26 protein-coding genes and 1 pseudogene are annotated in these 22,592 nt (G+C 66.6%); 21 read left to right on the plus strand and 6 right to left on the minus strand.

Features of this window, described 5'->3' with window-relative positions; genetic code table 11:
• The 5 genes and pseudogenes from ACTIMF_RS06985 to ACTIMF_RS07005 all read left to right on the plus strand — a co-directional run.
• Nucleotides 1-363 (plus strand): annotated as a pseudogene (locus ACTIMF_RS06985) (succinate--CoA ligase subunit alpha); the annotation flags it as partial.
• 86 nt (nt 364-449) lie between these two features.
• The gene (locus ACTIMF_RS06990) at nt 450-599 is read left to right on the plus strand and encodes a hypothetical protein (protein ID WP_442349565.1); all 150 of its coding nucleotides are present in this window, start codon (nt 450-452) and stop codon (nt 597-599) included.
• A gap of 130 nt (nt 600-729) precedes the next feature.
• Nucleotides 730-1,359 carry a TetR/AcrR family transcriptional regulator gene (locus ACTIMF_RS06995; RefSeq protein WP_442349566.1) on the plus strand — a complete coding sequence of 210 codons (630 nt, stop codon included), beginning with the start codon at nt 730-732 and terminating at the stop codon, nt 1,357-1,359.
• Between the two features lie 83 nt (nt 1,360-1,442).
• Nucleotides 1,443-2,243: a mycofactocin-coupled SDR family oxidoreductase gene (locus ACTIMF_RS07000; protein ID WP_442349567.1), complete on the plus strand. Its 801-nt coding sequence runs from the start codon at nt 1,443-1,445 to the stop codon at nt 2,241-2,243.
• 429 nt (nt 2,244-2,672) lie between these two features.
• Nucleotides 2,673-2,978, plus strand: coding sequence for a GIY-YIG nuclease family protein (locus ACTIMF_RS07005; RefSeq protein ID WP_442349568.1), 306 nt, complete (start codon nt 2,673-2,675; stop codon nt 2,976-2,978).
• A gap of 250 nt (nt 2,979-3,228) precedes the next feature.
• Here the strand turns inward: ACTIMF_RS07005 and ACTIMF_RS07010 are convergent, their stop codons facing one another.
• Entirely contained in the window at nt 3,229-4,341 is a 1,113-nt protein-coding gene (locus ACTIMF_RS07010; protein WP_442349569.1) for a CaiB/BaiF CoA transferase family protein, read from the minus strand.
• Between the two features lie 147 nt (nt 4,342-4,488).
• Here ACTIMF_RS07010 and mftE point away from each other — a divergent pair, with 147 nt between their 5' ends.
• Genes mftE through mftG form a run of 3 tightly spaced genes read left to right on the plus strand, consistent with a single transcriptional unit; the run spans nt 4,489 to nt 7,845 of the window.
• Nucleotides 4,489-5,202, plus strand: coding sequence for a mycofactocin biosynthesis peptidyl-dipeptidase MftE (mftE, locus tag ACTIMF_RS07015; RefSeq protein WP_442349570.1), 714 nt, complete (start codon nt 4,489-4,491; stop codon nt 5,200-5,202).
• Nucleotides 5,199-6,626 (plus strand): mycofactocin biosynthesis glycosyltransferase MftF, encoded by a 1,428-nt coding sequence (gene mftF / locus ACTIMF_RS07020; protein WP_442349571.1) that lies wholly within the window; start codon nt 5,199-5,201, stop codon nt 6,624-6,626. The genes mftE and mftF overlap by 4 nt, the downstream gene beginning before the upstream one ends.
• Before the next feature lie 4 nt (nt 6,627-6,630).
• A complete protein-coding gene (mftG, locus tag ACTIMF_RS07025) occupies nt 6,631-7,845 on the plus strand; it encodes a mycofactocin system GMC family oxidoreductase MftG (protein ID WP_442349572.1) in 1,215 nt (404 codons plus the stop codon).
• Between the two features lie 22 nt (nt 7,846-7,867).
• Here mftG and ACTIMF_RS07030 read toward each other — a convergent pair whose 3' ends face one another.
• The 5 genes from ACTIMF_RS07030 to ACTIMF_RS07050 form a co-directional block, all read right to left on the minus strand.
• A complete protein-coding gene (locus ACTIMF_RS07030) occupies nt 7,868-8,569 on the minus strand; it encodes a vitamin K epoxide reductase family protein (RefSeq protein WP_442349573.1) in 702 nt (233 codons plus the stop codon).
• A gap of 7 nt (nt 8,570-8,576) precedes the next feature.
• Entirely contained in the window at nt 8,577-9,323 is a 747-nt protein-coding gene (locus ACTIMF_RS07035) for a DsbA family protein (RefSeq protein WP_442349574.1), read from the minus strand.
• Between the two features lie 145 nt (nt 9,324-9,468).
• The gene (locus tag ACTIMF_RS07040; protein WP_442349575.1) at nt 9,469-10,200 is read right to left on the minus strand and encodes a DsbA family protein; all 732 of its coding nucleotides are present in this window, start codon (nt 10,198-10,200) and stop codon (nt 9,469-9,471) included.
• Nucleotides 10,201-10,210: 10 nt separating this feature from the next.
• Nucleotides 10,211-10,702: a hotdog fold domain-containing protein gene (locus ACTIMF_RS07045; RefSeq protein WP_442349576.1), complete on the minus strand. Its 492-nt coding sequence runs from the start codon at nt 10,700-10,702 to the stop codon at nt 10,211-10,213.
• Between the two features lie 162 nt (nt 10,703-10,864).
• Nucleotides 10,865-11,821, minus strand: a complete 957-nt coding sequence (locus tag ACTIMF_RS07050; RefSeq protein ID WP_442349577.1) for a type IV toxin-antitoxin system AbiEi family antitoxin domain-containing protein — start codon at nt 11,819-11,821, stop codon at nt 10,865-10,867.
• Between the two features lie 616 nt (nt 11,822-12,437).
• On the opposite strand from ACTIMF_RS07050, the gene rpsJ reads away from it, so the two are divergent.
• The 13 genes from rpsJ to ACTIMF_RS07115 all read left to right on the plus strand — a co-directional run bounded on the left by rpsJ (nt 12,438) and on the right by ACTIMF_RS07115 (nt 22,267).
• Complete coding sequence (gene rpsJ / locus ACTIMF_RS07055; protein ID WP_003938093.1) at nt 12,438-12,743, plus strand: 30S ribosomal protein S10; 306 nt, start codon at nt 12,438-12,440, stop codon at nt 12,741-12,743.
• Nucleotides 12,744-12,759: 16 nt separating this feature from the next.
• Entirely contained in the window at nt 12,760-13,431 is a 672-nt protein-coding gene (gene rplC / locus ACTIMF_RS07060; protein ID WP_442349578.1) for a 50S ribosomal protein L3, read from the plus strand.
• Complete coding sequence (gene rplD / locus ACTIMF_RS07065; RefSeq protein ID WP_442349579.1) at nt 13,428-14,084, plus strand: 50S ribosomal protein L4; 657 nt, start codon at nt 13,428-13,430, stop codon at nt 14,082-14,084. The genes rplC and rplD overlap by 4 nt, the downstream gene beginning before the upstream one ends.
• 2 nt (nt 14,085-14,086) lie before the next feature.
• Nucleotides 14,087-14,392, plus strand: a complete 306-nt coding sequence (rplW, locus tag ACTIMF_RS07070; RefSeq protein WP_237009067.1) for a 50S ribosomal protein L23 — start codon at nt 14,087-14,089, stop codon at nt 14,390-14,392.
• 31 nt (nt 14,393-14,423) lie between these two features.
• Entirely contained in the window at nt 14,424-15,260 is an 837-nt protein-coding gene (rplB, locus tag ACTIMF_RS07075; RefSeq protein ID WP_442349580.1) for a 50S ribosomal protein L2, read from the plus strand.
• Nucleotides 15,261-15,276: 16 nt separating this feature from the next.
• On the plus strand, nt 15,277-15,558 hold the full coding sequence (rpsS, locus tag ACTIMF_RS07080; RefSeq protein WP_236996200.1) for a 30S ribosomal protein S19: 282 nt from the start codon (nt 15,277-15,279) through the stop codon (nt 15,556-15,558).
• Between the two features lie 2 nt (nt 15,559-15,560).
• Nucleotides 15,561-15,971, plus strand: a complete 411-nt coding sequence (rplV, locus tag ACTIMF_RS07085) for a 50S ribosomal protein L22 (RefSeq protein ID WP_237009065.1) — start codon at nt 15,561-15,563, stop codon at nt 15,969-15,971.
• Between the two features lie 3 nt (nt 15,972-15,974).
• Nucleotides 15,975-16,787 carry a 30S ribosomal protein S3 gene (gene rpsC / locus ACTIMF_RS07090; protein WP_236996202.1) on the plus strand — a complete coding sequence of 271 codons (813 nt, stop codon included), beginning with the start codon at nt 15,975-15,977 and terminating at the stop codon, nt 16,785-16,787.
• Between the two features lie 3 nt (nt 16,788-16,790).
• Nucleotides 16,791-17,207, plus strand: coding sequence for a 50S ribosomal protein L16 (gene rplP, locus ACTIMF_RS07095; protein ID WP_237009063.1), 417 nt, complete (start codon nt 16,791-16,793; stop codon nt 17,205-17,207).
• The gene (gene rpmC / locus ACTIMF_RS07100; protein ID WP_161893840.1) at nt 17,207-17,440 is read left to right on the plus strand and encodes a 50S ribosomal protein L29; all 234 of its coding nucleotides are present in this window, start codon (nt 17,207-17,209) and stop codon (nt 17,438-17,440) included. The genes rplP and rpmC overlap by 1 nt, the downstream gene beginning before the upstream one ends.
• On the plus strand, nt 17,437-17,718 hold the full coding sequence (gene rpsQ / locus ACTIMF_RS07105) for a 30S ribosomal protein S17 (RefSeq protein WP_442349581.1): 282 nt from the start codon (nt 17,437-17,439) through the stop codon (nt 17,716-17,718). Before rpmC ends, rpsQ begins: the two co-directional genes overlap by 4 nt.
• Nucleotides 17,719-17,951: 233 nt before the next feature.
• Complete coding sequence (locus ACTIMF_RS07110) at nt 17,952-20,561, plus strand: ABC transporter ATP-binding protein/permease (RefSeq protein ID WP_442349582.1); 2,610 nt, start codon at nt 17,952-17,954, stop codon at nt 20,559-20,561.
• On the plus strand, nt 20,558-22,267 hold the full coding sequence (locus tag ACTIMF_RS07115; protein WP_442349583.1) for an ABC transporter ATP-binding protein: 1,710 nt from the start codon (nt 20,558-20,560) through the stop codon (nt 22,265-22,267). The genes ACTIMF_RS07110 and ACTIMF_RS07115 overlap by 4 nt, the downstream gene beginning before the upstream one ends.
• The last annotated feature ends 325 nt before the right edge of the window (nt 22,268-22,592 follow it).

The raw sequence follows: 22,592 nt of genomic DNA on the forward strand, positions 1-22,592 counted from the left end.
TTCTCGACCGCCATCGGCATCGGCGGCGACCCGGTCATCGGCACCACGCACATCGACGCGATCGCGGCGTTCGAGAACGACCCTGAGACCAAGCTGATCGTCATGATCGGTGAGATCGGCGGCGACGCCGAGGAGCGTGCGGCCGAGTACGTCAAGGCCAACGTCACCAAGCCGGTCGTCGGCTACGTCGCGGGCTTCACCGCCCCCGAAGGCAAGACGATGGGTCACGCGGGCGCGATCGTCTCCGGCAGCGCGGGCACCGCGCAGGCCAAGAAGGAGGCCCTCGAAGCTGCGGGCGTCAAGGTCGGCAAGACGCCGAGCGAGACCGCTCGACTCGCACGGGAGCTGTACGAAGCTCTGTAAGTCGAGAGTCGGTAGTTCCTCACGACGCCCCGGTCCGGCCCGCACGCCGTACCGGGGCGTCGTGCATTTCTGGCACGATCCGCTTCGTGCTCGCAGAGGTCATCACGTACCTCACGGTGGCCTTCGTGAAGTTCGCGGTCCACGCGCGGACCATCACCTTCCCGGAGGTTCCGTGGATCTTCACCACGACGGGGTTCCTCGTAGCCTGCGTCGTGTTCTCGGTCGGGTTGGCGTAGGTCGTATTCTCGGCCCCGCAGACGGTCGCTGCAGAACCTCGTCTTGTGGACGCGAGTGGTCTACGCCGGGTGACCGACGCTGCCGGGATACAGTTCGAGACGAACCCTACGATCTTCGCGAGGAGCGCCCGTGTCTGAGCATTCGGAATCCGCTCTGGACGCGCTGCCCGAAGCGGCGCCGGGCACACGCCGATCGCAAGCCAAAGCCGCGCGACGGGCCGAACTCATCGCCGCGGCCGCCCGGCAGATGGCGCGCAAGGGTTTCGCCGCGGTGCGTCTGGAGGACATCGGTGCGGAGGCGGGCGTGAGCGGTCCCGCCATGTATCGACATTTCAAGTCGAAGACCGACCTCCTGGACCAGATGCTCCTGGACATCAGCGAACGTCTGCACGAGGGCGGCGAGGCCGTCGTCGCCGAGGGCGGGACGCCCGCCGACGTCCTGGTGCGGCTCATCGAGTTCCATATCGACGTGCTCGTCACGAAACCGGATCTGATCACCGTGCAGGACCGTGACCTCACGTCGATGACCCCCGACGCCAATCGCACTGTTCGATCGTTGCAGCGGCGCTACGTCGAGCGGTGGGTGGACGTTCTCGCGGACGCTGTCGGCCCGAGCCTCACCCGCGACGAGGCCCGGGTACGCGTCCACGCAGGGTTCGGCCTTCTCAACTCGTCACCTCGACTGCCTCGCTATCCCGACGCCGCGCTCGGTGAACTGTTGACGGCGATGACGTTGGGCGCGTTGTACGCAGGCGTGTGATCGTCGTCGGGGAGCACCGACCGGCGAATTAGAACATGTTACAGTTTGGACATTCGCAGTGTGCTCCAGGAAGGCGTTCGTCAATGGGACAGTTCGACGGTCAGGTCGTCTACATCACGGGTATCGCCCGAGGTCAGGGTCGCAGTCACGCGATTCGATTCGCGCGGGAGGGTGCCGCCGTCATCGGGATGGACATCGCCGACCGCGTCGCCGATCACATGACGTACCCGCATGCGACGGCAGACGATCTCGCCGAGACGATCCGGCTCGTCGAGGAGGGGGGCGGCACGATCCTGGCCCGCCGCGGGGACACTCGTGATCTGGCGTTCCAGGAGCAACTCGTCGCCGATGGGGTCGAGCAGTTCGGTCGCCTCGACCATGTCGTCGCGAACGCGGGCATCCTGTCGTGGGGGCTGTCGTGGGAGCAGACTGAGGAGCAGTTCACCGACCTCGTCGACGTGAATCTCGTCGGCACGTGGAAGACGATCAAAGCCGCGGTTCCGGCGATGCTCGAAGCAGGCAACGGCGGAAGCATCACGGTGGTGTCATCGTGCGCGGGACTCAAGGCGATGCCTGCGCAGGTCGGGTACTCCGCGTCGAAGTTCGCACTGCGCGGCCTCACTCAGACGGTGGCGAAAGAGTTGGGCGACAAGCACATCCGGGTCAACTCCGTGCACCCCTACGCGGTGGACACCCCGATGGGCGTACAGGACACGTCCGCGTTCGAGGCGTTCGAGACCTGGGGCCGCCACTTCCCGTCGATGATGGACCACTATCCGATCGCCAGCGTCGACGATCTCAGTGACGCCGTCCTGTACTTGGCGACCGCCAAAGCCGTCACCGGCGCCGAGTTCCAGATCGATATGGGGTCGGCTAAGGTCTGACCTCCCTCCGCCCCCGCCGGTCGAGCGGAGGTCTCCACCCCCCTCGCCGGTCGAGCGAAGGTCTCCGCCCCCCGCCGGTCGAGCGGAGTCGAGACCACCCACGCCGGTCGAGCGGAGTCGAGACCACCTACGCCGGTCGAGCGGAGTCGAGACCGCCTACGCCGGTCGAGCGAAGTCGAGACCACCCACGCCGGAGCGGAGTCGAGACCACCCCCGCCGGTCGAGCGGAGGTCTCCGCCCCCCCCGCCGGTCGAGCGGAGGTCTCCGCCCCCCGCCGGTCGAGCGGAGGTCTCCGCCCCCCGCCGGTCGAGCGGAGTCGAGACCACCTACGCCGGTCGAGCGGAGTCGAGACCCTCTGGCGCACAACGCAAGTACCCGACTGTGGATAACGCTCTCGTCATTTCCGTGAGTCTGCGCGATGCTGCCGTCATGACAGCTTATGTGTACATCCTTCGGTGCGGCGACGGCAGTTATTACGTCGGGAGCACCCGCAACCTCGACCATCGCGTGTGGCAACACATGGCCGGGGCAGGTTGCGTCTACACGGCGAAACGCCAACCTGTTGAGCTTGTGTTCAGCGAAGAATTCACCAACGTCGGCGATGCGTACGCGATGGAGAAGCGTATCCAGAATTGGTCGCGAGCCAAACGGGAGGCGCTTATTCGAGGCGACTTCGGTGCTCTCCACGACGCCGCACGATGCCGGAACGAGACCTCGTCTGAGCGGCGGAAGTGAGCGTGGGTCTCGACTCCGCTCGACCGGCGGGGGCTTCTGCCGGCGGCGGGGGCTTCGGCCAGCGAGTTTGGGGAGTGGTCCTTCTGCTGGTCGAGCGATGTCGAGACCGTTGGCTGTGTAGGGCGTGGGTCTCGACTTCGCTCGACCGGCGGTTCGCTCGACCGGCGGGGGGCTCGACCGGCGGTTCGCTCGACCGGCGGTGGGCTCGACCGGCGGGGGGCGACCGGCGGCGGGGACCCCAGCGGGTGGCTTAGTCCTGCCAGAGGGACGCGGGATCGGTAGCGGTACGGGCGGGACCTTCGGGGGTGGCAGTGCTCGACCGGGCGAAGCGGGGAGCGACCTGAGCCTGAGTGACGCCGTCGATCTCGACGATGGTGCCACGGGCGGCGAGATGCGGGTCCTTGGGTGCGTCCTGCCAGTCCAGGATCGGCGACGTGCACGCGTCCGTGCCGTCGAAGATCGCAGCCCACTCGTCGCGCGTCTTGGTCTTGAACGTGTCGGTGAACGTCTTCTTCAATTCGTCCCACCGGGAGACGTCGTTCTGGTCCGGGAGCGACTGCGCGTCCAGTCGCAGACCCTTGAGGAGCTCGGCGTAGAACTGCGGTTCGATGGCGCCGACGGCCATCCACTTGCCGTCCGAGGTCTCGTACACCTCGTAGTAGGGCGCTCCGGTGTCGAGCAGGTTGACGCCGCGCTTGTCCTGCCACAGGCCGGTGCCGCGGAACGCCCACATCATCTGACCGAGAACTGACGCGCCGTCGACCATCGCCGCGTCGATCACCTCGCCCTTGCCGGAGACGCTCCGCTCGACGAGTGCGGCGAGCACACCCATCACGAGGAACATCGAACCGCCACCGAAGTCGCCGACGAGGTTCAACGGCGGGGTCGGCCGCTCCTCGGTGCGTCCGATCGCGTGCAGCATCCCGGTCAGCGAGATGTAGTTCATATCGTGGCCCGCGAGCTCGGCGCGGGGGCCTTCCTGCCCCCACCCGGTCATGCGGCCGTAGATCAACTTGTCGTTGACCTTCGCGAGGTCGTCCGGACCGAAGCCCAGCCGCTCCATGACGCCGGGCCGGAAGCCCTCGATGACCACATCGGCTTTGGCGATCAGGTTCAGGATCGTCTCGCGGTCGGACGGGTTCTTCAGGTTCGCCTCGACGACGCGGCGGCCGCGCAGGAGAGCGTCGGCGTTGCGGTTCGGTTCCGGGAGTTCGCCGGGACGTTGGACGCGGACCACGTCGGCGCCGAGGTCGGCCAGGAGCATCGCAGCGTGCGGTCCCGGGCCGATGCCCGCGAACTCGATGACGCGGATGGACGAAAGTGGGCCGGAGCGGCCCGACGGGGCACGATCAGTCGTAGACATGGGAATCCTCTATATATCGGGGTGTGCTGAATCACCTACGCCTAGTCAGCATTACACACATCGCATCCGTGTAACGCCGCGGGCCGGGTGGCACCGAAACGGTGACTGGCCTATGGCTGCGACGAACTCCTCGGTAGGGTTACCGGAATGACCCCTGCGCTCGCATTAGGGGCCCGGGTGTGGAGCGATCTGATCGACAGAGACCTGACGATCGTCGTGCCGGTCGGGGCCGTCGAACAGCACGGACCGCATCTGCCCGTCGATACTGACGGACGGATCGCCGCCGACGTCGCTGCGCGCGCGGTCGAGGCTGCGGCATACGGCGTCGACGTACTCCTGGCTCCGGCGATCGCGTACGGCGCGTCCGGCGAACACGAAGGCTTTCCCGGCACCGTGTCGATCGGCGCCGAGGTACTCGAACTCCTGATCGTCGAATACGGCCGCAGTGTGTGCCGGTGGGCCTCGCGCGTGGTGTTCGTCAACGGGCATGGCGGCAACGCGCTCGCGCTCGCGTCGGCGGTTCGCCTCCTGCGGTACGAGGGGCGCGACGCGGCATGGTGGCCGTGCGTCTTCCCGGGCGCCGACGCCCACGCGGGCGACACCGAGACGTCGGTGCTTCTGTCGACCAGCCCCGAGGACGTCCGGTCCGACGCCGTCGAGGCCGGAGCCACGGCTCCGATCACTGAGTTGATGGACGAGCTGCGGGCGGGCGGTGTCGGCGCGGTCAGTCCGAACGGTGTGCTCGGTGATCCGACGACGGCGGACGCGGGCCGCGGCGCGGCGATGCTCGCAGGCGGAGTCCGCGCGCTCGCAGCGGCGTTGCCGACGTGGACGGTGCGCGACGACGGGCGGCTCGTGTGAACGCAGGCGCGGCCGGGCCGGCGTCGTCGACGTTGCCGACAGGGTTCCAAGTGCAGATCGATCCGCGGTGCGCGCGGGGCGGCAACCTGCGCTACCTGGTCGGCGGGTCGCCGCTGCGGGTGATGAAACTGTCCGACCCGGCGTTGGGAATGACTTCCGGCGACGGTCGAATCGCAGTCCACGACAACGGAACTCAGGTACTCGCACGACGACTCCTCGATGCGGGGATCGCGCACCCGCGCCCCATGTCGGGGCCGGACGTCTCCGATGTGACCGTGGTGGTCCCCGTGCATGGCAACCAGTCCGGGATCGACCGACTGCTTGCCGCCCTCACCGACATCACGGTGATCGTCGTCGACGACGCATCGGACGAGCCGATCCGGGTACCCAACGGCGTCGGGCTGATCCGCTTCGATGAGAACCACGGCCCCGCCGCGGCGCGGAACGCGGGGGTGGCGGCAGCGAGAACTGGATTCGTCGCGTTCCTCGACTCCGACACCGTCCCCGACAACGCCTGGCTGACGATGCTCCTCGGGCACTTCGCCGATCCCGCGGTCGCGCTCGTCGCACCGCGGATCGTCGGTCTCGGCGCCGTGTGCAGCCACGTCGACTCGGAGTCGTCGGCGGCCGCCGCGTACGCGAACCGCTTCTCCTCGCTCGACATGGGACCCCGCGAAGCGCTGGTCGCGCCCGGCAGCCCCATCGCCTACGTGCCGAGTGCCGCGATGATCGTCCGATGCAGCGCATTCCTCGGATTCGACGAGACGCTGCGCGTGGCCGAAGACGTCGACCTGTGCTGGCGCACGCACCAGGAGGGCTGGCGAATCCGGTACGACCCGATCGCCGCGGTGGGCCACGATCATCGGGAGTCGTTGCGCGCCATGCTGAATCGGCGACGCTTCTACGGGACGGGCGCCGCGGAGCTCGCACACAGGCACGGCCCGCTCGCCGCTCCGGTCGTCACGACTGCACCGCTCGCCGCCGCGGTCATCGGTCTGATGATGCGCAGCCGGGTGGGTGCACTCGTCGCCGCGGTCATTCTCACGGTCGTCTACCGACGCACACGTCGACTGCTCGGCGACATCCCGCGCGGGCGGGCCATCGCCGCCCAGAACACGGCGCGCGCAGTTGGGTTCGGGGTGCTGCAGGCGTGCGCGGCGGTCCTCCGGCACTACTGGCCCGCGTCATTGCTCGCGTTCGCGTCGAGTCGGCGGTTCCGTCGTTGGCTGCCGGTCGTCGCCGTCGCCGAAGCCGTCGCGATGTGGATACGCAGCCAACTGCTCGACCCCGAAGCTCCGGTGATGAGCCCGCTGCACTACGCCGTCTACCGCCGGCTCGACGACCTCGCATACGGTGCCGGCCTGTGGCAGGGTGCGCTGAGCCGTCGGGACGTCGGCGCGTTGCGGCCGGTGATCTCACGATGACTCGATGACCCCCGACATCCTCATCGTCGGGGCCGGGTCGGCGGGATGCGTTCTCGCCGAACGACTGTCCCGCGATCGGCGACGTCGGGTCACGGTCCTCGAGCGAGGCCCCGGCGAGGTGTTCGCCGCTGCGCTCGATTGTCTGCCCATCGACGCCGCCGACCGCGCCGTACCGATCGTGGAACGGGGCGGCAGGCCGATCGTGCGCGGTACCGGTGTCGGCGGGTCGTCGTCGATCAACGGCGCGTACTTCCTGCGCGGGCACCGCGCGGACTACACGTCCTGGCCGTGGGCGGCGGACGACCTGGACGCCGCGTTCGACGCCGCCGATGCGGTGATGCGAGCGAGCCCGTTCGCCTACGACGACCTCGGTGACGTAGCGCGGACCTTCGAGGAGGCGTACGGCTCGGGCGTGAACACCCGTCCGTGGCCGAGCGATGGCGTGAACCGGGTGTGGAGCAACCGGGTGGACGGTGCACGGTGGACGGCCGGGCACGTGCTGGCGGCCGCCGCCGATCGGCCCGGCGTCACGGTCCGCTCCGGCGTCGAGGTCGCCGAACTGGTGACCTCCGGCGACGCCGTGACCGGCGTCCGCACGGTGACGGGGGAAGTGATCGGCGCAGGCGAGGTGATCGTCTGTGCGGGCACGCTCGGAACCGCCCGACTCCTCGCGCCGCTGGTCGGTCCGTTGCCCGTGCACGAGCACGCGGAACGGATCGTGCGGTTCACCCCGCGGACGGTGGTGCGGGCACCCGCGCTGCTGCAGACGGTGCTGCACATCGACGGGATGGAGATCCGGCCGTACGGCGATGACTTCGCCGCGTTCACGTCGCTGGAGCCCGCTGGGGTGCCGATCGGGGTCGCCGACATGGCGGGGACCACCGGTCGCCTCGACGGCGAGACGGTCGACCTCGGTGAGCCGGACGCCCCATCGTCCGCGCGGTTGTCGCGCGGTGTGGACACGGTCGTCGAGCTGTTGAACGGCAAGGTCTTCGCCGACCTCGTCGAGCCGGGGTCGGTTCGCGTCGATCCCGTGATCGGCATGTCCCAGCACGCATGGGGTTCGCTGCCCGCCGGTTCCGCGACCGACGCCGACGGCCGTGTGAACGGCTGGCGCCGCCTGCGCGTGGTGGACGGTTCGATCCTGCCGGGCCCGTTGCGCAGCGGGCCGCACGCCACCGTCGTCGCCCTGGCGACGCTCATCGCGTCCCGTTCCTGACGCCTTTCTGCTGGTTGAAAACCTAGAACAACGTCTGCCAGTAATCCCAGAACTTCACGCCCGCGGCGACGATGACCGCGACGTACCAGACGGGGAGGAGGACGCCCATCCATTCGCGGACCGAGCGGCCGAGCTTGGTGTCGGGCAGTGCGCGCGAGAGGCTGAGCACCAGGATCAGCGGCACGATCGCCCACACCACCATGCAGTACGGGCAGAGCGCGCCGATGCGGTAGATGCTCTGGAAGATCAGGTAGTGGACGAACACCCATCCGAGTGCGGTGCCGATCGACAGACCGATCCAGTACCAGCGGGGCAGTCGGACCCGACCGATGGCCAGGACCGCGGTCACGATGACGACGGCGAACGCCGGGAGTCCGAGGATCGGGTTCGGGAATCCGAAGAACCGTCCCTGCTCGGTGACCATGACCGACCCGCAGGAGATGATCGGGTTGAAGTTGCACGACAGCTGCGCCTCGGGATTGATGAGCAACTCGATGCGTTCGATCGTCAGCATCGCCGCCGCGATCAAACCGAGCACACCGGTCACGAGGAGAACCCACGCAGCGATCTGCGACGTCGCACGTCGCTCGGTCAGCGCGTTGCCGGTCGGCTGCTCGTCGATATGCGCAGCGGGAGCGAGCGTGGCTCCAGTCTCGAGCGTGGCTCCGGTCTCGGGCCCGGGGGTCTCGGGTTCGGGTACCTCGACAGCGTCCTGGTCGGCCATGGTCGGGTTACTTCGCGGCGTCGTTGACGGCGCTGGTCAGCTGCTCGGGCGACATATTCATCGCGTCGATGGTCTTGCCGTTCAAGCGAACCCAGGGAGTGCCCTGGAAGGCGGAGTCGTTGAGGACGGTCGAGCTCTGCTCGGTGAGCCACTTGCCGAACTGGTTGTCCTCGATGCACTGGGACACGCCGGTGACGCCCGCTTCTTCGGCGTACTTACGGAGCTGGTCGGAGCTCGGTCCGGGGCCCCCCTCCTGCTGCTGGTTCGTGAACAGCAGGTTGTGGAACTTGAGCCACGACTCCATGTCGCCTTCCTTGCCGCTCGCTTCGGCAACGCACATCGACGCGTTGGCGGTGTTGGCCGAGTAGTCGGTCTGGCCGCTGCGGTCGAGGAAGATGATCGGCTTGTAGTCGACGGCGACGTTCGGGTTCTTCGACAGTTCGGCGAGGGTCGCGCCCTGCCGTGTCTCGAACGCCCCGCAGGCCGGACACTGGAAGTCTTCGACCACGGACACGACGGCCTTGGGTTGGGTGCCCTTCGGCGCGGCCGAGACTCGGATCGAACCGTCGTCGGTCGCGACCGTCGGAGTGGCGGAGCCGCCGGTGCTCGAGTCCTCGCTGTTGCTGACGACCGCCCAGATGCCGATACCGGCAGCGACGGCGATCAAGACGACGGCTGCGCCGATCTTGAGCATGAGGGAGCGACGGCGGTCTGCCTTTCGCGGGTCGACGACGGTCCGACGATTCTGGGTCACAGTTCATCCTTCGAAGGTGGTGCCGCGCTCGGTTCGACGTCCATGGGAGCGCGACGAAGCGTACTCGGGTGCAAGACTACTTGCCTCACCCTGAGAGGTTCATGACAGACGCCTCGGACATTCGTGTCAGTCCGATCCGCTCGGGTCACCGGCGGGCGGCCTCCACCGCGTCTTTCACACTCGACGCGGCTGTCACGGTGATCTCGTCACCGTTCACCAGGACGGTCGGAGTGCCCCGGAATTCGGGATCGCCGGTCGTCTCGTCGGTGGTGGCCGACACGTCGTCGGCGTACTGGCCGCCGGTGATGCAACCGGACACATCGGGTGCACCCGACTGCTGTGCGATGGCGGCGAGTTCGGCGTCGTCGAGGCCCGGACCGCCTTCGGCGGGCTGTCGATCGAACGTCGCGCGCTGGAACGTGCGCCACGTCTGCGCTGAACTCGGCGAGCCGTCGCCCGAATGCCACACGCAGTACGACGCATTGGCCGCGCGCGAGGAGTAGTGGTCGGGGTAGACGCGGTCGAGGAACGAGATCACCTGGTAGTCGATCGCGACTTCGGTGTCGTCGGCGTAGCCGTCGAGAGTCGGGCCGACGATGCTCTCGAAGTTCTTGCAGGCCGGGCATCCGAGGTCTTCGATGACGGTGACGACGACCTTCGGCTGTCCGGGAGCCGAGGTGACGCGGAACGATCCGTTGGAGGTGACAGACGATCCGGACGGTGCGCTCGTCGAAGTGCCGGCTCCGCCGGTGGTGTCGGCCCCCGAACCGTCGGACACCGGTGTGCCGTCGACGGTGCAGGCTCCGGCGGCCAGGGCTGCCGCCGCGGCGAGACCGCAGAGAGCGACGGCGCGGGCCACTCGGGTTCGAACGCTCATGCGGCTCATCTTAAGCGGGCGTGACCCACGTGGTGATGTCGCAGTGCACGACCTCTGTGCTCTCCCGGTCGAGGATCCGGATCGACACGACGACGTCGGTGCCTTCGGTGAGGGTGTCGAAGTCGATCGGCTCGGCGAGTTCGGCATGCGCGGTCAGCCGCGTGGTCGCCTTGGTGAGGTACTGCGCGTTCATCGCCTTCGGGATCCAGCGGTGCGTGGTGGGCACCGTCGCCTCCATCAGCATGCCCATCGCCGTCTCCGCGAGATTGCAAGCGGCGATCGCGTGGAACGTGCCGATGTGGTTGTGGACGCCGAACCACTTGGGGGCGGTCACTCGGCAGTAGCCGGGCTCCATCTCTTCGACGAACGGAAGGATCGTGCCGAAGTAGGGGACCCGCGCGACCATGCCCAGCGAGAACAGGACGTCGCCGACCTTGTTCTGGGGCAGCTTGCGCCGCAGCGCGTACGTCGCGCTCTTTCTGTTACCGGAAGTGTCACTCATGGGTCGATCGTAGCCGCGCTACCGCAGCCTGGGCTCTGGTGCCGCACCCTCGTACACGTCGTCGCACCTTCATTGCGTCTTAGCAGCCTCCGCCCAGGCTGCTAAGACGCATTGAAGGGGTGACGAGGTAGGCGAGGCTGCGAAATCGGTGAGGCTGCGACATCAGTGGGGTCGGGCCGGAAAGGTATCGAGCGCACTGAGCCACGTCTGGAGCATCGGGACCACGCGCCCCTGCTCCAAGTCGGCCCAGATCCAACGGACCACTTTGATCCCCGAACGATTCAGTGCGTCCTCTCGCCTCTTCTCACGGACGACGGCATCGGCGACCGATTCCCCTTGTCGACGTAGCCTGCCGTATTTGTGGAGACCGTCGAACTCGCCGACCAGTCGGCAGCGCCAGTCGAAGTCCGACCGGAATGTCTCGCCGTCCGCGCGGTGTTCGCACTGCAGAGTCGGCGGCGCGAGCTTGGCCTGGATCATCTCGGCTCTGCTCCAGGACTCTCCGACGGACTCGGCGAGCCCGTTGCCGTGGACGAGTGCGGCTCGTGCGATGCGAGAACCCGGCGAACGCCGTCCGCGTAGTCGCGCCGCGATGGCCTCCCGCGTCGCTCCGGCACGGAGCGCGGCGTCGATCGCAGTGAGTGCCTGCGCGAATGTGCCCTCGAGAGCAACGTCGACGGCAGTTCGCTCGAGGCTGGTGACGGCGATGTCGTCGACCGTGACGATGTCGTCCGCGGCCAATTCGAGCGCATGGACCTTGCGGTACCCGCGTTCGCCGCTTCCGTTCACGCCGTTCCGGGTGACGTGCACGAGTCGGTCGTCGGCCTTCAGCAAGGGGAGCCGATGAACGGCGGCCGCCGACTGATGGCTCAGGATCGTCGCACCCCGATCGCGCACACTCGACGCGACCGCGATGGAGCGGAGCCGGAACAAGTCGTCACGGCCATGCGGTGTGGCGTGCAAATCGTCGGCGACGACGAAGACGCCAGGTGCCACACGCACCAGGTCGCCCGACCGCGCCGCAGCGGCGACCATCGTGTCCGACCATCCGGCAGCGAGCGCGTCACCGCGCCGGATGAGGCCGAATCTGTCGACTGGCAACAGCTGAACGTCTCCCATGGCTTCCCCCTCGATGGCGACAAGCTCATTGTGAGACGGCGGGAGCGTTCGAGCGAATGCGTTATCCACAGGCTTGTCGCAGTCTCATATACGCCGTCGCACCCTCGTATACGCCGTCGCACACTGATTGCGTCTTAGCAGCCTGGGCCCAGGCTGCTAAGACGCAATGACGCTGCGAGAGAATAGGTGAGCGTGCGACGACGCACCCGAGGCTGCGGGGACCGCAACTGAGCCTGCGGCGAACGAGAGCAGGATCACGCGAACGGCGTCCGGCAAGGATTTGTGATCGCCGACCAGGTGCTGCATACTATTCAGGTTGCCTCCAGCTGGAGGCTCACAATACTTCTAGGGCCGCAACCGTGGGTCTAGGCGTGTAACGCGTGCGATTTGCTGATCGTCACGGACACGACACGCCCGACCGCGGGGTACCGGAGGCGAAGTCGGCGAGAGCCGGCAGCTGGACGAGAGTTCGGCACCGTACAACGACAGAAGAACAGCGTCGATCGCCCTATCTCACGGGGTTGGTCATGTGGCTCAGTTGCCGCCCGCGTATGCGCGGGTGTGGTCCACGCGGTGTTCTGCTGTCGAGAGACAATCAGACGGAAGAGGACACAGCGTGGCGGGACAGAAGATCCGCATCAGGCTCAAGGCCTACGACCACGAAGCGATCGACGCTTCGGCGCGCAAGATCGTGGAGACCGTGACCCGCACGGGTGCACGTGTGGTCGGCCCGGTGCCGTTGCCCACCGAAAAGAACGTGTACTGCGTCATCCGTTCGCCGCACAAGTACAAGGACAGCCGCGAACATTTTGAGATGCGCACTCACAAGCGACTCATCGACATCCTCGACCCGACGCCCAAGACGGTCGATGCCCTTATGCGCATCGACCTGCCTGCCAGCGTCGACGTCAACATTCAGTGACGGAGGATCGGATTAAATGAGCAAGCAGAATGCAAGCCGTCAGAACGCCACTCGGGGCATCCTGGGCACCAAGCTCGGCATGACCCAGGTCTTCGACGAGAACAACCGGGTCGTTCCGGTGACCGTTATCGCGACCGGCTCCAATGTCGTCACCCAGCTCCGCACTGCGGAGCGCGACGGCTACACGGCAGTCCAGCTCGCCTACGGCGCCATCGACCCCCGCAAGGTGAACAAGCCGGTCGCCGGTCAGTACGCCAAGGCCGGAGTCACTCCCCGCCGTCATCTCACCGAACTTCGTGTCAACGACGTCTCGGACTTCGAGATCGGCCAGGAACTGGGCGCCGACCTGTTCACCGACGGTGTCAAGGTCGACGTGACCGGCACCTCTAAGGGCAAGGGCTTCGCCGGTGTCATGAAGCGTCACGGCTTCGCCGGTCTGAGCGCCAGCCACGGTACGCACCGCGTCCACCGTTCGCCGGGCTCCATCGGTGGCTGTGCGACGCCGGGCCGCGTGTTCAAGGGCATGCGCATGGCAGGCCGTATGGGCAACGACAGGGTGACCACGCAGAACCTGACGGTTCACAAGGTCGACACCGATGCCGGTCTCCTGTTGATCAAGGGCGCGATCCCCGGCCGCAAGGGCGGCGTCGTGGTGGTCCGCGAGGCAGTGAAGGGTGGCAAGAAGTGAGCACCGAAACCGCAACCAAGCTGACGCTCGACGTCCGCGCGGCCGACGGCTCCGTCAACGGAACCGTCGATCTGCCGGCCGAGCTCTTCGACAAGACCGCGAACATCGCGCTGATGCACCAGGTCGTCGTCGCCCAGCAGGCCGCAGGCCGTCAGGGCACGCACGCGACCAAGACGCGCGGAGCAGTCGCAGGCGGTGGCGCAAAGCCGTATCGCCAGAAGGGCACCGGTCGCGCCCGCCAGGGTTCGACCCGCGCACCGCAGTTCGTCGGCGGTGGCACCGTCCACGGCCCGCAGCCGCGCGACTACTCGCAGAAGGTCAACAAGAAGATGAAGGTCGCCGCACTGCGTGGCGCCCTGTCGGACCGTGCTCGCAACGAGCGCATCCACGTCGTGACCGAGATCGTCGCCGGCCAGACGCCGTCGACGAAGGCTGCTCGCAAGTTCCTGGAGCTGCTGAGTGACCGTCGCAAGTTCTTGGTCGTCCTCTCCCGCGAAGACGAGGCCGGCTGGAAGAGCATCGCGAACCTGCCGAACGTGCTGGGCATCACGACCGATCAGCTCAACACGTACGACATCCTCGACTCCGATGAGGTCGTGTTCAGCGTCGAGACTCTGAACGCCTTCATCGAGCTGAACAAGAAGGAGGCCTAGGAATGGCTACGCACGCAGATCCGCGTGACATCATCCTGGCGCCGGTGATCTCGGAGAAGGCCTACGGGCTGATCGAAGACAACGTGTACACCTTCCTGGTGCACCCGGATTCGAACAAGACCCAGATCAAGATCGCGATCGAAGCGATCTTCGACGTCAAGGTCTCCAGCGTCAACACCGCGAACCGACAGGGCAAGCGCAAGCGCACTCGCTTCGGCTACGGCAAGCGCAAAGACACCAAGCGCGCCATCGTGACGCTGTCCGCTGACAGCAAGCCCATCGAGATCTTCGGGGGAGCGGTCAGCTGACCGCCCGCGAGAAGGATAGGGACTAACACTCATGGCAATTCGTAAGTACAAGCCGACGACCCCGGGTCGCCGCGGCTCGAGCGGTGCCGACTTCTCCGAGGTCACTCGTTCGCACCCTGAGAAGTCGCTGGTTCGCCCGCTGTCTTCGACCGGTGGCCGCAACGCCCACGGTCGCATCACCACCCGTCACAAGGGTGGCGGCCACAAGCGTGCCTACCGTCTGATCGACTTCCGTCGTAACGACAAGGACGGCATCAACGCCAAGGTCGCTCACATCGAGTACGACCCGAACCGTACGGCTCGGATCGCGCTGCTGCACTACTTCGACGGCGAGAAGCGCTACATCATCGCCCCGAGGAACCTGAAGCAGGGCGACATCGTCGAGTCGGGTCCGAACGCCGACATCAAGCCGGGCAACAACCTGCCGCTGCGCAACATCCCGACCGGTACCCAGATCCACAATGTGGAGCTGCGTCCGGGCGGTGGCGCCAAGATGGCACGCTCGGCCGGTGCGTCGATCCAGCTCCTCGGCAAGGAAGGCCCCTACGCCTCGCTGCGTATGCCCTCCGGCGAGATCCGTCGCGTCGACGTCCGCTGCCGCGGCACCGTCGGCGAGGTCGGCAACGCCGAGCAGAGCAACATCAACTGGGGCAAGGCAGGCCGCATGCGCTGGAAGGGCAAGCGCCCGACCGTCCGTGGTGTCGTCATGAACCCGGTGGACCACCCGCACGGTGGTGGCGAGGGCAAGACCTCCGGTGGTCGCCACCCGGTCAGCCCGTGGGGACAGCCGGAAGGCCGTACCCGCAAGAACAAGCCCAGCGACAAGCTGATCGTCCGCCGCCGTCGTACCGGCAAGAACAAGCGATAATAGGAGGAGGTAAAAAATGCCACGCAGCCTGAAGAAAGGCCCGTTCGTCGACGACCACCTCCTGAAGAAGGTGGATGTTCAGAACGAGAAGGGCACCAAGCAGGTCATCAAGACCTGGTCGCGCCGCTCGACCATCACACCTGACTTCATCGGCCACACGTTCGCCGTCCACGACGGTCGTAAGCACGTGCCGGTGTTCGTGTCGGACTCCATGGTGGGGCACAAGCTCGGCGAGTTCGCCCCCACCCGAACCTTCAAGGGTCACATCAAGGATGACCGGAAAGCGAAGCGCCGGTAACCATGACTACTGATACTGACAACGCAGTGCAGACCGCTAAGGCGACAGCGAAATTCGTTCGCGTCACCCCGATGAAGGCTCGCCGGGTCCTCGACCTGGTCCGCGGCAAGAACGTGGACGAGGCTCTGGACATTCTGCGGTTCGCTCCGCAGTCGGCCAGCGAGCCCGTGTACAAGGTGCTCGCCAGTGCGATCGCCAACGCGGAGAACAACCAGGGGCAGGATCGTCGCACCCTGGTGGTCTCGGAGGCTTACGCCAACGAGGGACCGACCCTGAAGCGCTTTCAGCCGCGTGCACAGGGACGTGCGTTCCGCATCCGCAAGCGCACCAGCCACATCACCGTGGTCGTTGCGGCTGCAGCGGAGAACGGCGGACGTGCTCGTTCGCGCCAGCAGAAGAAGAAGGGAGCCTGAACCGTGGGCCAGAAGATTAACCCGCATGGCTTCCGCCTCGGCATCACCACCGACTGGAGCTCGCGTTGGTACGCCGACAAGCAGTATGCGGAGTACGTCAAGGAAGACGTCGCCATCCGCAAATTGCTGAGCACCGGCCTCGAGCGCGCAGGCATCTCCAAGGTGGAGATCGAGCGCACCCGTGACCGTGTTCGCGTCGACATCCACACCGCTCGTCCGGGCATCGTCATCGGTCGCCGTGGCGCCGAAGCCGATCGCATCCGTGGCGACCTGGAGAAGCTCACCGGCAAGCAGGTTCAGCTGAACATCCTCGAGGTCAAGAACCCCGAGGCCGACGCCCAGCTCGTCGCTCAGGGCGTCGCCGAGCAGCTGTCCAACCGCGTGGCGTTCCGTCGTGCGATGCGCAAGGCCATCCAGTCGGCGATGCGTCAGCCGGGCGTCAAGGGCATCCGTGTCCAGTGCTCGGGTCGTCTCGGCGGAGCTGAGATGAGCCGCAAGGAGTTCTACCGCGAAGGTCGCGTCCCGCTGCACACGCTGCGTGCCGACATCGACTACGGACTCTACGAGGCCAAGACCACCTTCGGCCGTATCGGCGTGAAGGTGTGGATCTACAAGGGTGACGTCGTCGGTGGTCGTCGCGAGCTGGCTGCGGCCGCTCCGGCAGAAGACCGTCGTCCGCGTCGTCCCAGCCGCCCGCGTCGCAGCGGTGCCTCGGGCACCACCGCGACCGGCACCGATGCAGGCCGCAGCGCGGCTGCCGAGGGTGCGGCTGCAGAGGCGTCTGCGCCTGCGCAGGCAGAGAAGCAGGAGGGCTAGCCCATGTTGATCCCTCGTCGGGTCAAGCACCGCAAGCAGCACCACCCCAGCCTGAAGGGTCAGGCGTCGGGCGGAACCAAGGTCAGCTTCGGCGACTACGGTATCCAGGCCCTGGAGGGTGCTTACATCACCAACCGACAGATCGAGTCCGCTCGTATCGCGATCAACCGCCACATCAAGCGTGGCGGCAAGGTCTGGATCAACATCTTCCCGGACCGCCCGATCACGAAGAAGCCTGCCGAGACCCGCATGGGTTCCGGTAAGGGTTCGCCCGAGTGGTGGGTGGCCCCGGTGAAGCCGGGCCGCGTGCTGTTCGAGATGTCGTACCCCAATGAGGAGACCGCTCGCGAGGCCCTGCGCCGCGCACAGCACAAGCTCCCCATGAAGACCCGGATCGTGACCAGAGAGGAGCAGTTCTGATGGCACTCGGAATCGCTGCGTCTGAGCTCCGCGAGCTCAGTGACACCGATCTGGTCGACCGCCTCAAGGAGTCGAAGGAAGAGTTGTTCAACCTTCGCTTCCAGATGGCTACCGGCCAGCTCGACAACAACCGTCGCCTGCGCACCGTGCGTCGTGAGATCGCTCGCGTCTACACCGTGATGCGTGAGCGCGAGCTGGGCCTGGCGTCCGGACCGGAAGGTGAAGACGCATGAGTGAGGACCAGAACGTGAACGTCAAAGAGCGCGGCCGCCGCAAAGAGCGGATCGGCTACGTCGTCAGTGACAAAATGACCAAGACCATCACGGTCGAGTTGGAAGATCGTAAGAGCCACCCGCTCTACGGCAAGATCATCCGCACGACCAGCAAGGTCAAGGCGCATGATGAGAACGAGACCGCCGGTGTCGGCGACCGCGTTCGCATCATGGAGACCCGACCGATGTCGGCCACCAAGCGCTGGCGTCTGGTCGCGGTGCTCGAGAAGGCCAAGTAACTCGAGAAGGCCAAGTAACTCGAGAAGGCCAAGTAACTCGAGAAGGCCAAGTAAGGCTCGAGACATACGAAGCCCGCTCCCGGTATTACCGGGGGCGGGCTTCGTCGTTTCCTACTGCCGCCCCACTCCCCGCCGGTCGAGCGAAGTCGAGACCCCCCCACCCGCAGAGTTGCTGTTCGGTTCTGCTAAGGCTAGCCTTACATTCCTAGTCTAGCCACGGGGAGATGCCATCGATGGGTAAGGGATTCCAGGGTGCGATGCTGCGCGCGTTCGGTGCGCAGGACCATTCGATCCGAGTCACCGGAACGCGGTGGATCACTCCACACATCATCCGAATCGACTTCGACAGCGAGGACGTTCTGTACTCGGCGGGCGAGAAGCCGACGGCGTGGGTGCGTGCCTGGTTTCCTGATCCGGACGGTGGCGGCAAACTCTTTCAGCGCGCGTACACTCTCGTCGACCCCGACCCGGCGACCGGGCGCTTCGGCCTCTGCTTCCTGATCCACGAACCCGCCGGGCCGGCGTCGCGCTGGGCGATCGGGGCTCGCGAGGGCGACGAACTCGTCGTCAAACGTCTCGGCGGGGACGGCTGGGAGATCACCGAACCCCAGCCTCCCGGATACCTTCTCTGCGGCGACATGGCCGCATGGCCCGCGATCTCGTCGGTGATCGCGGCTGTTCCGCACGACGTCCCGGTGCGGGTATTCCTCGAGCACACCGAGGACGACGACCGCACGGCGCCACTTCCCGAGCATCCCGATCTCGTGGTGACCTGGGTGAGGACCCAAGACGATTCGCGTGCCCTGCTCGACGCGCTCGGCGACACCGACTATCGCGGCTGGAAATCGTGGACGGCGAGCGAATCCACGGCCACCCGTTTGGTGAAGACCTATCTGCAGCGCGAGCAAGGCCATAACAAGGGCACCATGTTCTCGCAGGCCTACTGGATCCGCGGACGCGGCATGGGCGTGGAACTCAGCGCTGAAGAACTGGCGGCCCTGCCCGCACCGGAAGAAGCGCCGACCGCATCGGAGTCGGCGCAGACTGAGACCTCGGCGCGTTCGGTTCCGTCGGAGGCGGTCCTCGCGGAAGCATCCGATATCGGTCAGACCGAATCGGATGAACCACAGCGGGTCAAGCCGCCATCAGTACTGGCTCCGGCCCGTCCGGCGTTGATCATCGCGGCCTTGGTCTCCCTGCTTCTGGCGGCCGCGACTGTGGTCCCGCTGATCCTCTTCGCCGAGGTGGCTCGACGGTTCACCGAGGGCGCCGAGCGCTCCGACCTGACCGGGCTCGGGATCGCCGCGGTGATCGTGCTGGCTGCCGGTTTGGTCGGCTCGACGGTGCTGATGATCGGGTTGCATCTGTACGACCAGGTGTTCGCTGCCGCCCTGCGTCGCAAGGTCTTGGAGAAGTTCACCCGGTTGCCGCTGGGCTGGTTCGCGGGTCGTCGTGCCGGGGAGATCCGCAAACTCGCGCAGGACGACGTCAACTCTTTGCACTATCTGGTGACGCACGCGATGGTCGACCTGGTGACAGCGGTCGTCACACCGCTGGCGATCCTGGGGTACCTCTTCTCGGTCGACTGGGCCCTCGCGTTGGTGCTGCTGGTCCCGATCGTGGTGTACATCGTGATCATGGTGCGCATGAGCGCAGGCGACCGGGAGCGGATGACGCAGATGCTGCGGTACAACGCCGTGCTCCCGGGCGAAGCCGAGCGGTACATCACGGCGCAGCCGATGAGCCGGGTGTTCGGCGATTCCGCGACGGTCGACCTGCCCAGGCAAGCGCGGGAGATGAACGACTTCATGCGGACGTGGCAGCACGACACCATCGACTTGAAGACGTTCATGATCCTGCTCACCCGGCCGATGACGTCGATGGTGTTGGTCGCCGTGGTCGGAACCGCGTTGATCACCACCGACTCGATGCCGGCCGCATCGATCCTGCCCTTCCTGATTCTGGGCACCTCGTTCGGCGACCGTCTGCTCGCCGTCTCGTTCGCGGCCAACGGGCTGCGGGAAGGCTTCTCCGCCAAGTCCGGGCTGGATCTGCTGTTGACGACTCGCGAGCTGCGGGGCCATGACGACCCGGTGCGCACCGCGGGCACCGGCCCGGCGTCGATGCGCTTCGATGACGTCAGTTTCGGTTACGCCCCGGGCCAGCCGGTGGTCAGCGGGATCAGTCTGGATCTGCCTGCGGGCAGCACCACCGCGATCGTCGGCCCGTCCGGTGCAGGCAAGTCGACGCTCGCGGCGTTGGCAGCGCGGTTGTGGGATCCGGACAGCGGCGCGGTGTTGTTGGACGGGATCGACTTGCGAGGCTACGACGAGGAGACCTTGCGGCCGCAGATCGCCACCGTCTTGCAGGACGTACAGATCGTCCGCGGCACAGTGGCGGAGAACATCGCACTTGGCCGCCCGGACACGCCCCGCGAGGAGATCGTCGAAGCGGCGCGCGCGGCCTACATCCACGAGGTGATCGCAGAGCTTCCGCACGGATACGAGACGATCATCGACCGCGACAGCCTGTCCGGCGGGCAGCGGCAGCGACTCTCCATCGCACGGGCGATGCTCGGCGATCCACGGGTGGTGGTTCTCGACGAGGCGACCGCAGCGGCCGATCCGGATTCGGAATGGGAGGTCCGCCAGGGCATCTCTCGGCTCCTCGAGGATCGGACTGTGCTGGTGATCGCGCACCGACTGCACACCGTGGCCGACGCCGATCAGATCGTCGTCGTCGACGGCGGACGCATCGTCGAGCGGGGCCGCAGGGAGGAGCTCGAAAACGCCGGCGGGCTATATGCCCGAATGCACGGTCGCGCGATGGAGGCGGTTCGATGATCTACTCGGATCTGGCGGCGGTGACCGGTCCACGCGCACGGGGCGATCGGATCACGTTCGTGGCGTTGTCGGCCGTATCGACCGCAGTGCAGGCCGGCGCGACGATCACGTTGGTGCCGCTGTTGCGTTCGTTGTTCGGGGAGAATCCCGCCGACGCCTGGGGGTGGGTCGGTCTCCTCATCGGACTGTTAGTCGTGGTGTGGGCGTTCGACGTGTTCGCCGCCCGCGCAGGGCTCCGGCTGGGCCTGGCGCTGATGTACCAGGCCGAGTCCGTCGGTGTGACAGGTATCCGCCGGCTCGACCCGTCCGACCTGCACTCGGCTAAGGCGAGCAAGCTCCGGGATCTGGTGAGCCGCGGCGGCGTCGATTCGGTGTCGTCGGTGGTCCTGCTCGGGTCACCGCTCATCCGGGCCGTGCTGATGGTTCCGTTCCTGGCCCTGGCGCTGCTGGCCGTCTCATGGCAGTTGGCGCTGGTGGCCTTGGTGTGCGGCGTCGTGCTGTTCGGCGCATTGTGGGCCAGCCGCCGGGCCGTCGCCCATTCGGAGGAGATCTACGCCGAGTCCGGTCGTGAACTGGACGAGAAGGTCCTGGAGTTCGCGTGGGCGCAGCCGACGCTGCGCGGTTCCGGTGCAGGCACGGGGACGATGGACGCGGTGCTCGATCAGCGCCGCCGCAGTGGGTTGCGTCTGCTTGCCTGGGACGTGTCGGGGGAGACGCTGTTCGCGGTGGTGCAACAGGTGGTTCTGTTGGCGTTCGGCGTCGCTACGGCAGCGCTCTATCTCAACGACGAGATCTCCGGAGTCACCGCGGCAGCGATGATCGTTGTGCTGCTGCGCATCGTCGAGAGCACGAGCTCGCTGTCGTTGATGTCGGTCCCGATGGCGATGGCCGAGCGAGTGCTCGCCGATCTGCGGGGACTGGCGACCCGCGGCGAGGCCTCTGACCGGCTAAGTGAGGCAGGGGCCGGTGCCGGCGTCGACGGATCCGTTGATGTGGCGCTGGAGCAGGTGGCCTTCGACTACCCGGACGGGACCAGGGCACTGCACGAGGTCGACCTGCAGTTGCCCGCAGGCAGCACCACGGTGATCGTGGGGGCGTCAGGATCGGGTAAGTCGACGCTGCTCGACGTGCTCACCGGGCTGCGCGAGCCGACCAGCGGAAGAGTGCTCATCGGCGGCCGGGAGACGTCGGCCGCCGAGCGCCTTGCTGCCACTTCCATGGTCTTTCAGGCTACGGAGTTGCGTCCGGGCACGCTGCGGCAGAACGTCGATCTGGACCGCAGCGCGAATCTGGACGCTCTTGCGGAGCGGGCTGCCCTCACCGAGACACTCGACGCCTTGCCGCACGGCTGGGACACCAGGGTGGGCGAGGCCGGTAACGCCCTCTCCGGCGGTGAGCGGCAGCGCGTCGGCTTGGCCCGCGCCTTGGCTAAGCGCGCACCGCTGCTCATGGTCGACGAAGCGACGTCGGCCCTCGATGCCATCACCGAACGCGCTGTGGTGGACGCCTTGGCCGACGAGCGCGGCACGCGGACCATCGTGGTGGTGACCCACCGGCCCGCGCTGGTGGCCTTGGCCGACCGAGTCATCGTGCTCGAGGACGGACGGATCGCCGAGGCCGGCGGGATACAGAACCTCCTGGACAGCGATGGAGTGTTCGCCCGGCTGTGGGAGCGGTGGCGGCAGTCCGAAGGATGGAAGGTCTGAGGAGCGCTCGAGGGAGTTCACGCGGTGGGCTTCCCGCCGCCTGACTCTGCGACAACGAAGATCGCCCTTCCCGGGTTCGGGAGGGCGATCTTTTCCATTTCAGGAGGTTTCACGCGAGAGTGACGTCGACCGTATATACCGCACATTCTCCTCAAAATATTGATCGATTGATCGACACTGCGTCACATGAATGTCGACGGGGTTTTCTAGAGATGTGTCATATAACATCGGACATGCGTGGCGTTCGGCTGAGCTTGTGAATCGAATCTGGCGCAATTTTGCCCGAAATATATTGCATAACAATAGAATTCGAATCCCGTACACG

The organism is Gordonia sp. (in: high G+C Gram-positive bacteria), from assembly GCF_052106715.1.
GTDB lineage: Bacteria > Actinomycetota > Actinomycetes > Mycobacteriales > Mycobacteriaceae > Gordonia.

Excerpts from the sequence above, each read along its gene's own strand:
- rplV (WP_237009065.1), top strand. The coding sequence starts at position 15,561 with ATGACTACTGATACTGACAACGCAGTGCAGACCGCTAAGGCGACAGCG.
- mftE (WP_442349570.1), top strand. The coding sequence starts at position 4,489 with ATGACCCCTGCGCTCGCATTAGGGGCCCGGGTGTGGAGCGATCTGATC.
- mftG (WP_442349572.1), top strand. The coding sequence starts at position 6,631 with ATGACCCCCGACATCCTCATCGTCGGGGCCGGGTCGGCGGGATGCGTT.
- ACTIMF_RS07030 (WP_442349573.1), bottom strand. The coding sequence starts at position 8,569 with ATGGCCGACCAGGACGCTGTCGAGGTACCCGAACCCGAGACCCCCGGG.
- rpsS (WP_236996200.1), top strand. The coding sequence starts at position 15,277 with ATGCCACGCAGCCTGAAGAAAGGCCCGTTCGTCGACGACCACCTCCTG.
- ACTIMF_RS07010 (WP_442349569.1), bottom strand. The coding sequence starts at position 4,341 with ATGTCTACGACTGATCGTGCCCCGTCGGGCCGCTCCGGCCCACTTTCG.
- ACTIMF_RS07000 (WP_442349567.1), top strand. The coding sequence starts at position 1,443 with ATGGGACAGTTCGACGGTCAGGTCGTCTACATCACGGGTATCGCCCGA.
- ACTIMF_RS07050 (WP_442349577.1), bottom strand. The coding sequence starts at position 11,821 with ATGGGAGACGTTCAGCTGTTGCCAGTCGACAGATTCGGCCTCATCCGG.
- rplW (WP_237009067.1), top strand. The coding sequence starts at position 14,087 with ATGGCTACGCACGCAGATCCGCGTGACATCATCCTGGCGCCGGTGATC.
- rplP (WP_237009063.1), top strand. The coding sequence starts at position 16,791 with ATGTTGATCCCTCGTCGGGTCAAGCACCGCAAGCAGCACCACCCCAGC.
- ACTIMF_RS07110 (WP_442349582.1), top strand. The coding sequence starts at position 17,952 with ATGGGTAAGGGATTCCAGGGTGCGATGCTGCGCGCGTTCGGTGCGCAG.
- ACTIMF_RS07115 (WP_442349583.1), top strand. The coding sequence starts at position 20,558 with ATGATCTACTCGGATCTGGCGGCGGTGACCGGTCCACGCGCACGGGGC.
- ACTIMF_RS07040 (WP_442349575.1), bottom strand. The coding sequence starts at position 10,200 with ATGAGCGTTCGAACCCGAGTGGCCCGCGCCGTCGCTCTCTGCGGTCTC.
- ACTIMF_RS07045 (WP_442349576.1), bottom strand. The coding sequence starts at position 10,702 with ATGAGTGACACTTCCGGTAACAGAAAGAGCGCGACGTACGCGCTGCGG.
- rpmC (WP_161893840.1), top strand. The coding sequence starts at position 17,207 with ATGGCACTCGGAATCGCTGCGTCTGAGCTCCGCGAGCTCAGTGACACC.
- rpsQ (WP_442349581.1), top strand. The coding sequence starts at position 17,437 with ATGAGTGAGGACCAGAACGTGAACGTCAAAGAGCGCGGCCGCCGCAAA.
- rplB (WP_442349580.1), top strand. The coding sequence starts at position 14,424 with ATGGCAATTCGTAAGTACAAGCCGACGACCCCGGGTCGCCGCGGCTCG.
- rplC (WP_442349578.1), top strand. The coding sequence starts at position 12,760 with ATGAGCAAGCAGAATGCAAGCCGTCAGAACGCCACTCGGGGCATCCTG.
- ACTIMF_RS07005 (WP_442349568.1), top strand. The coding sequence starts at position 2,673 with ATGACAGCTTATGTGTACATCCTTCGGTGCGGCGACGGCAGTTATTAC.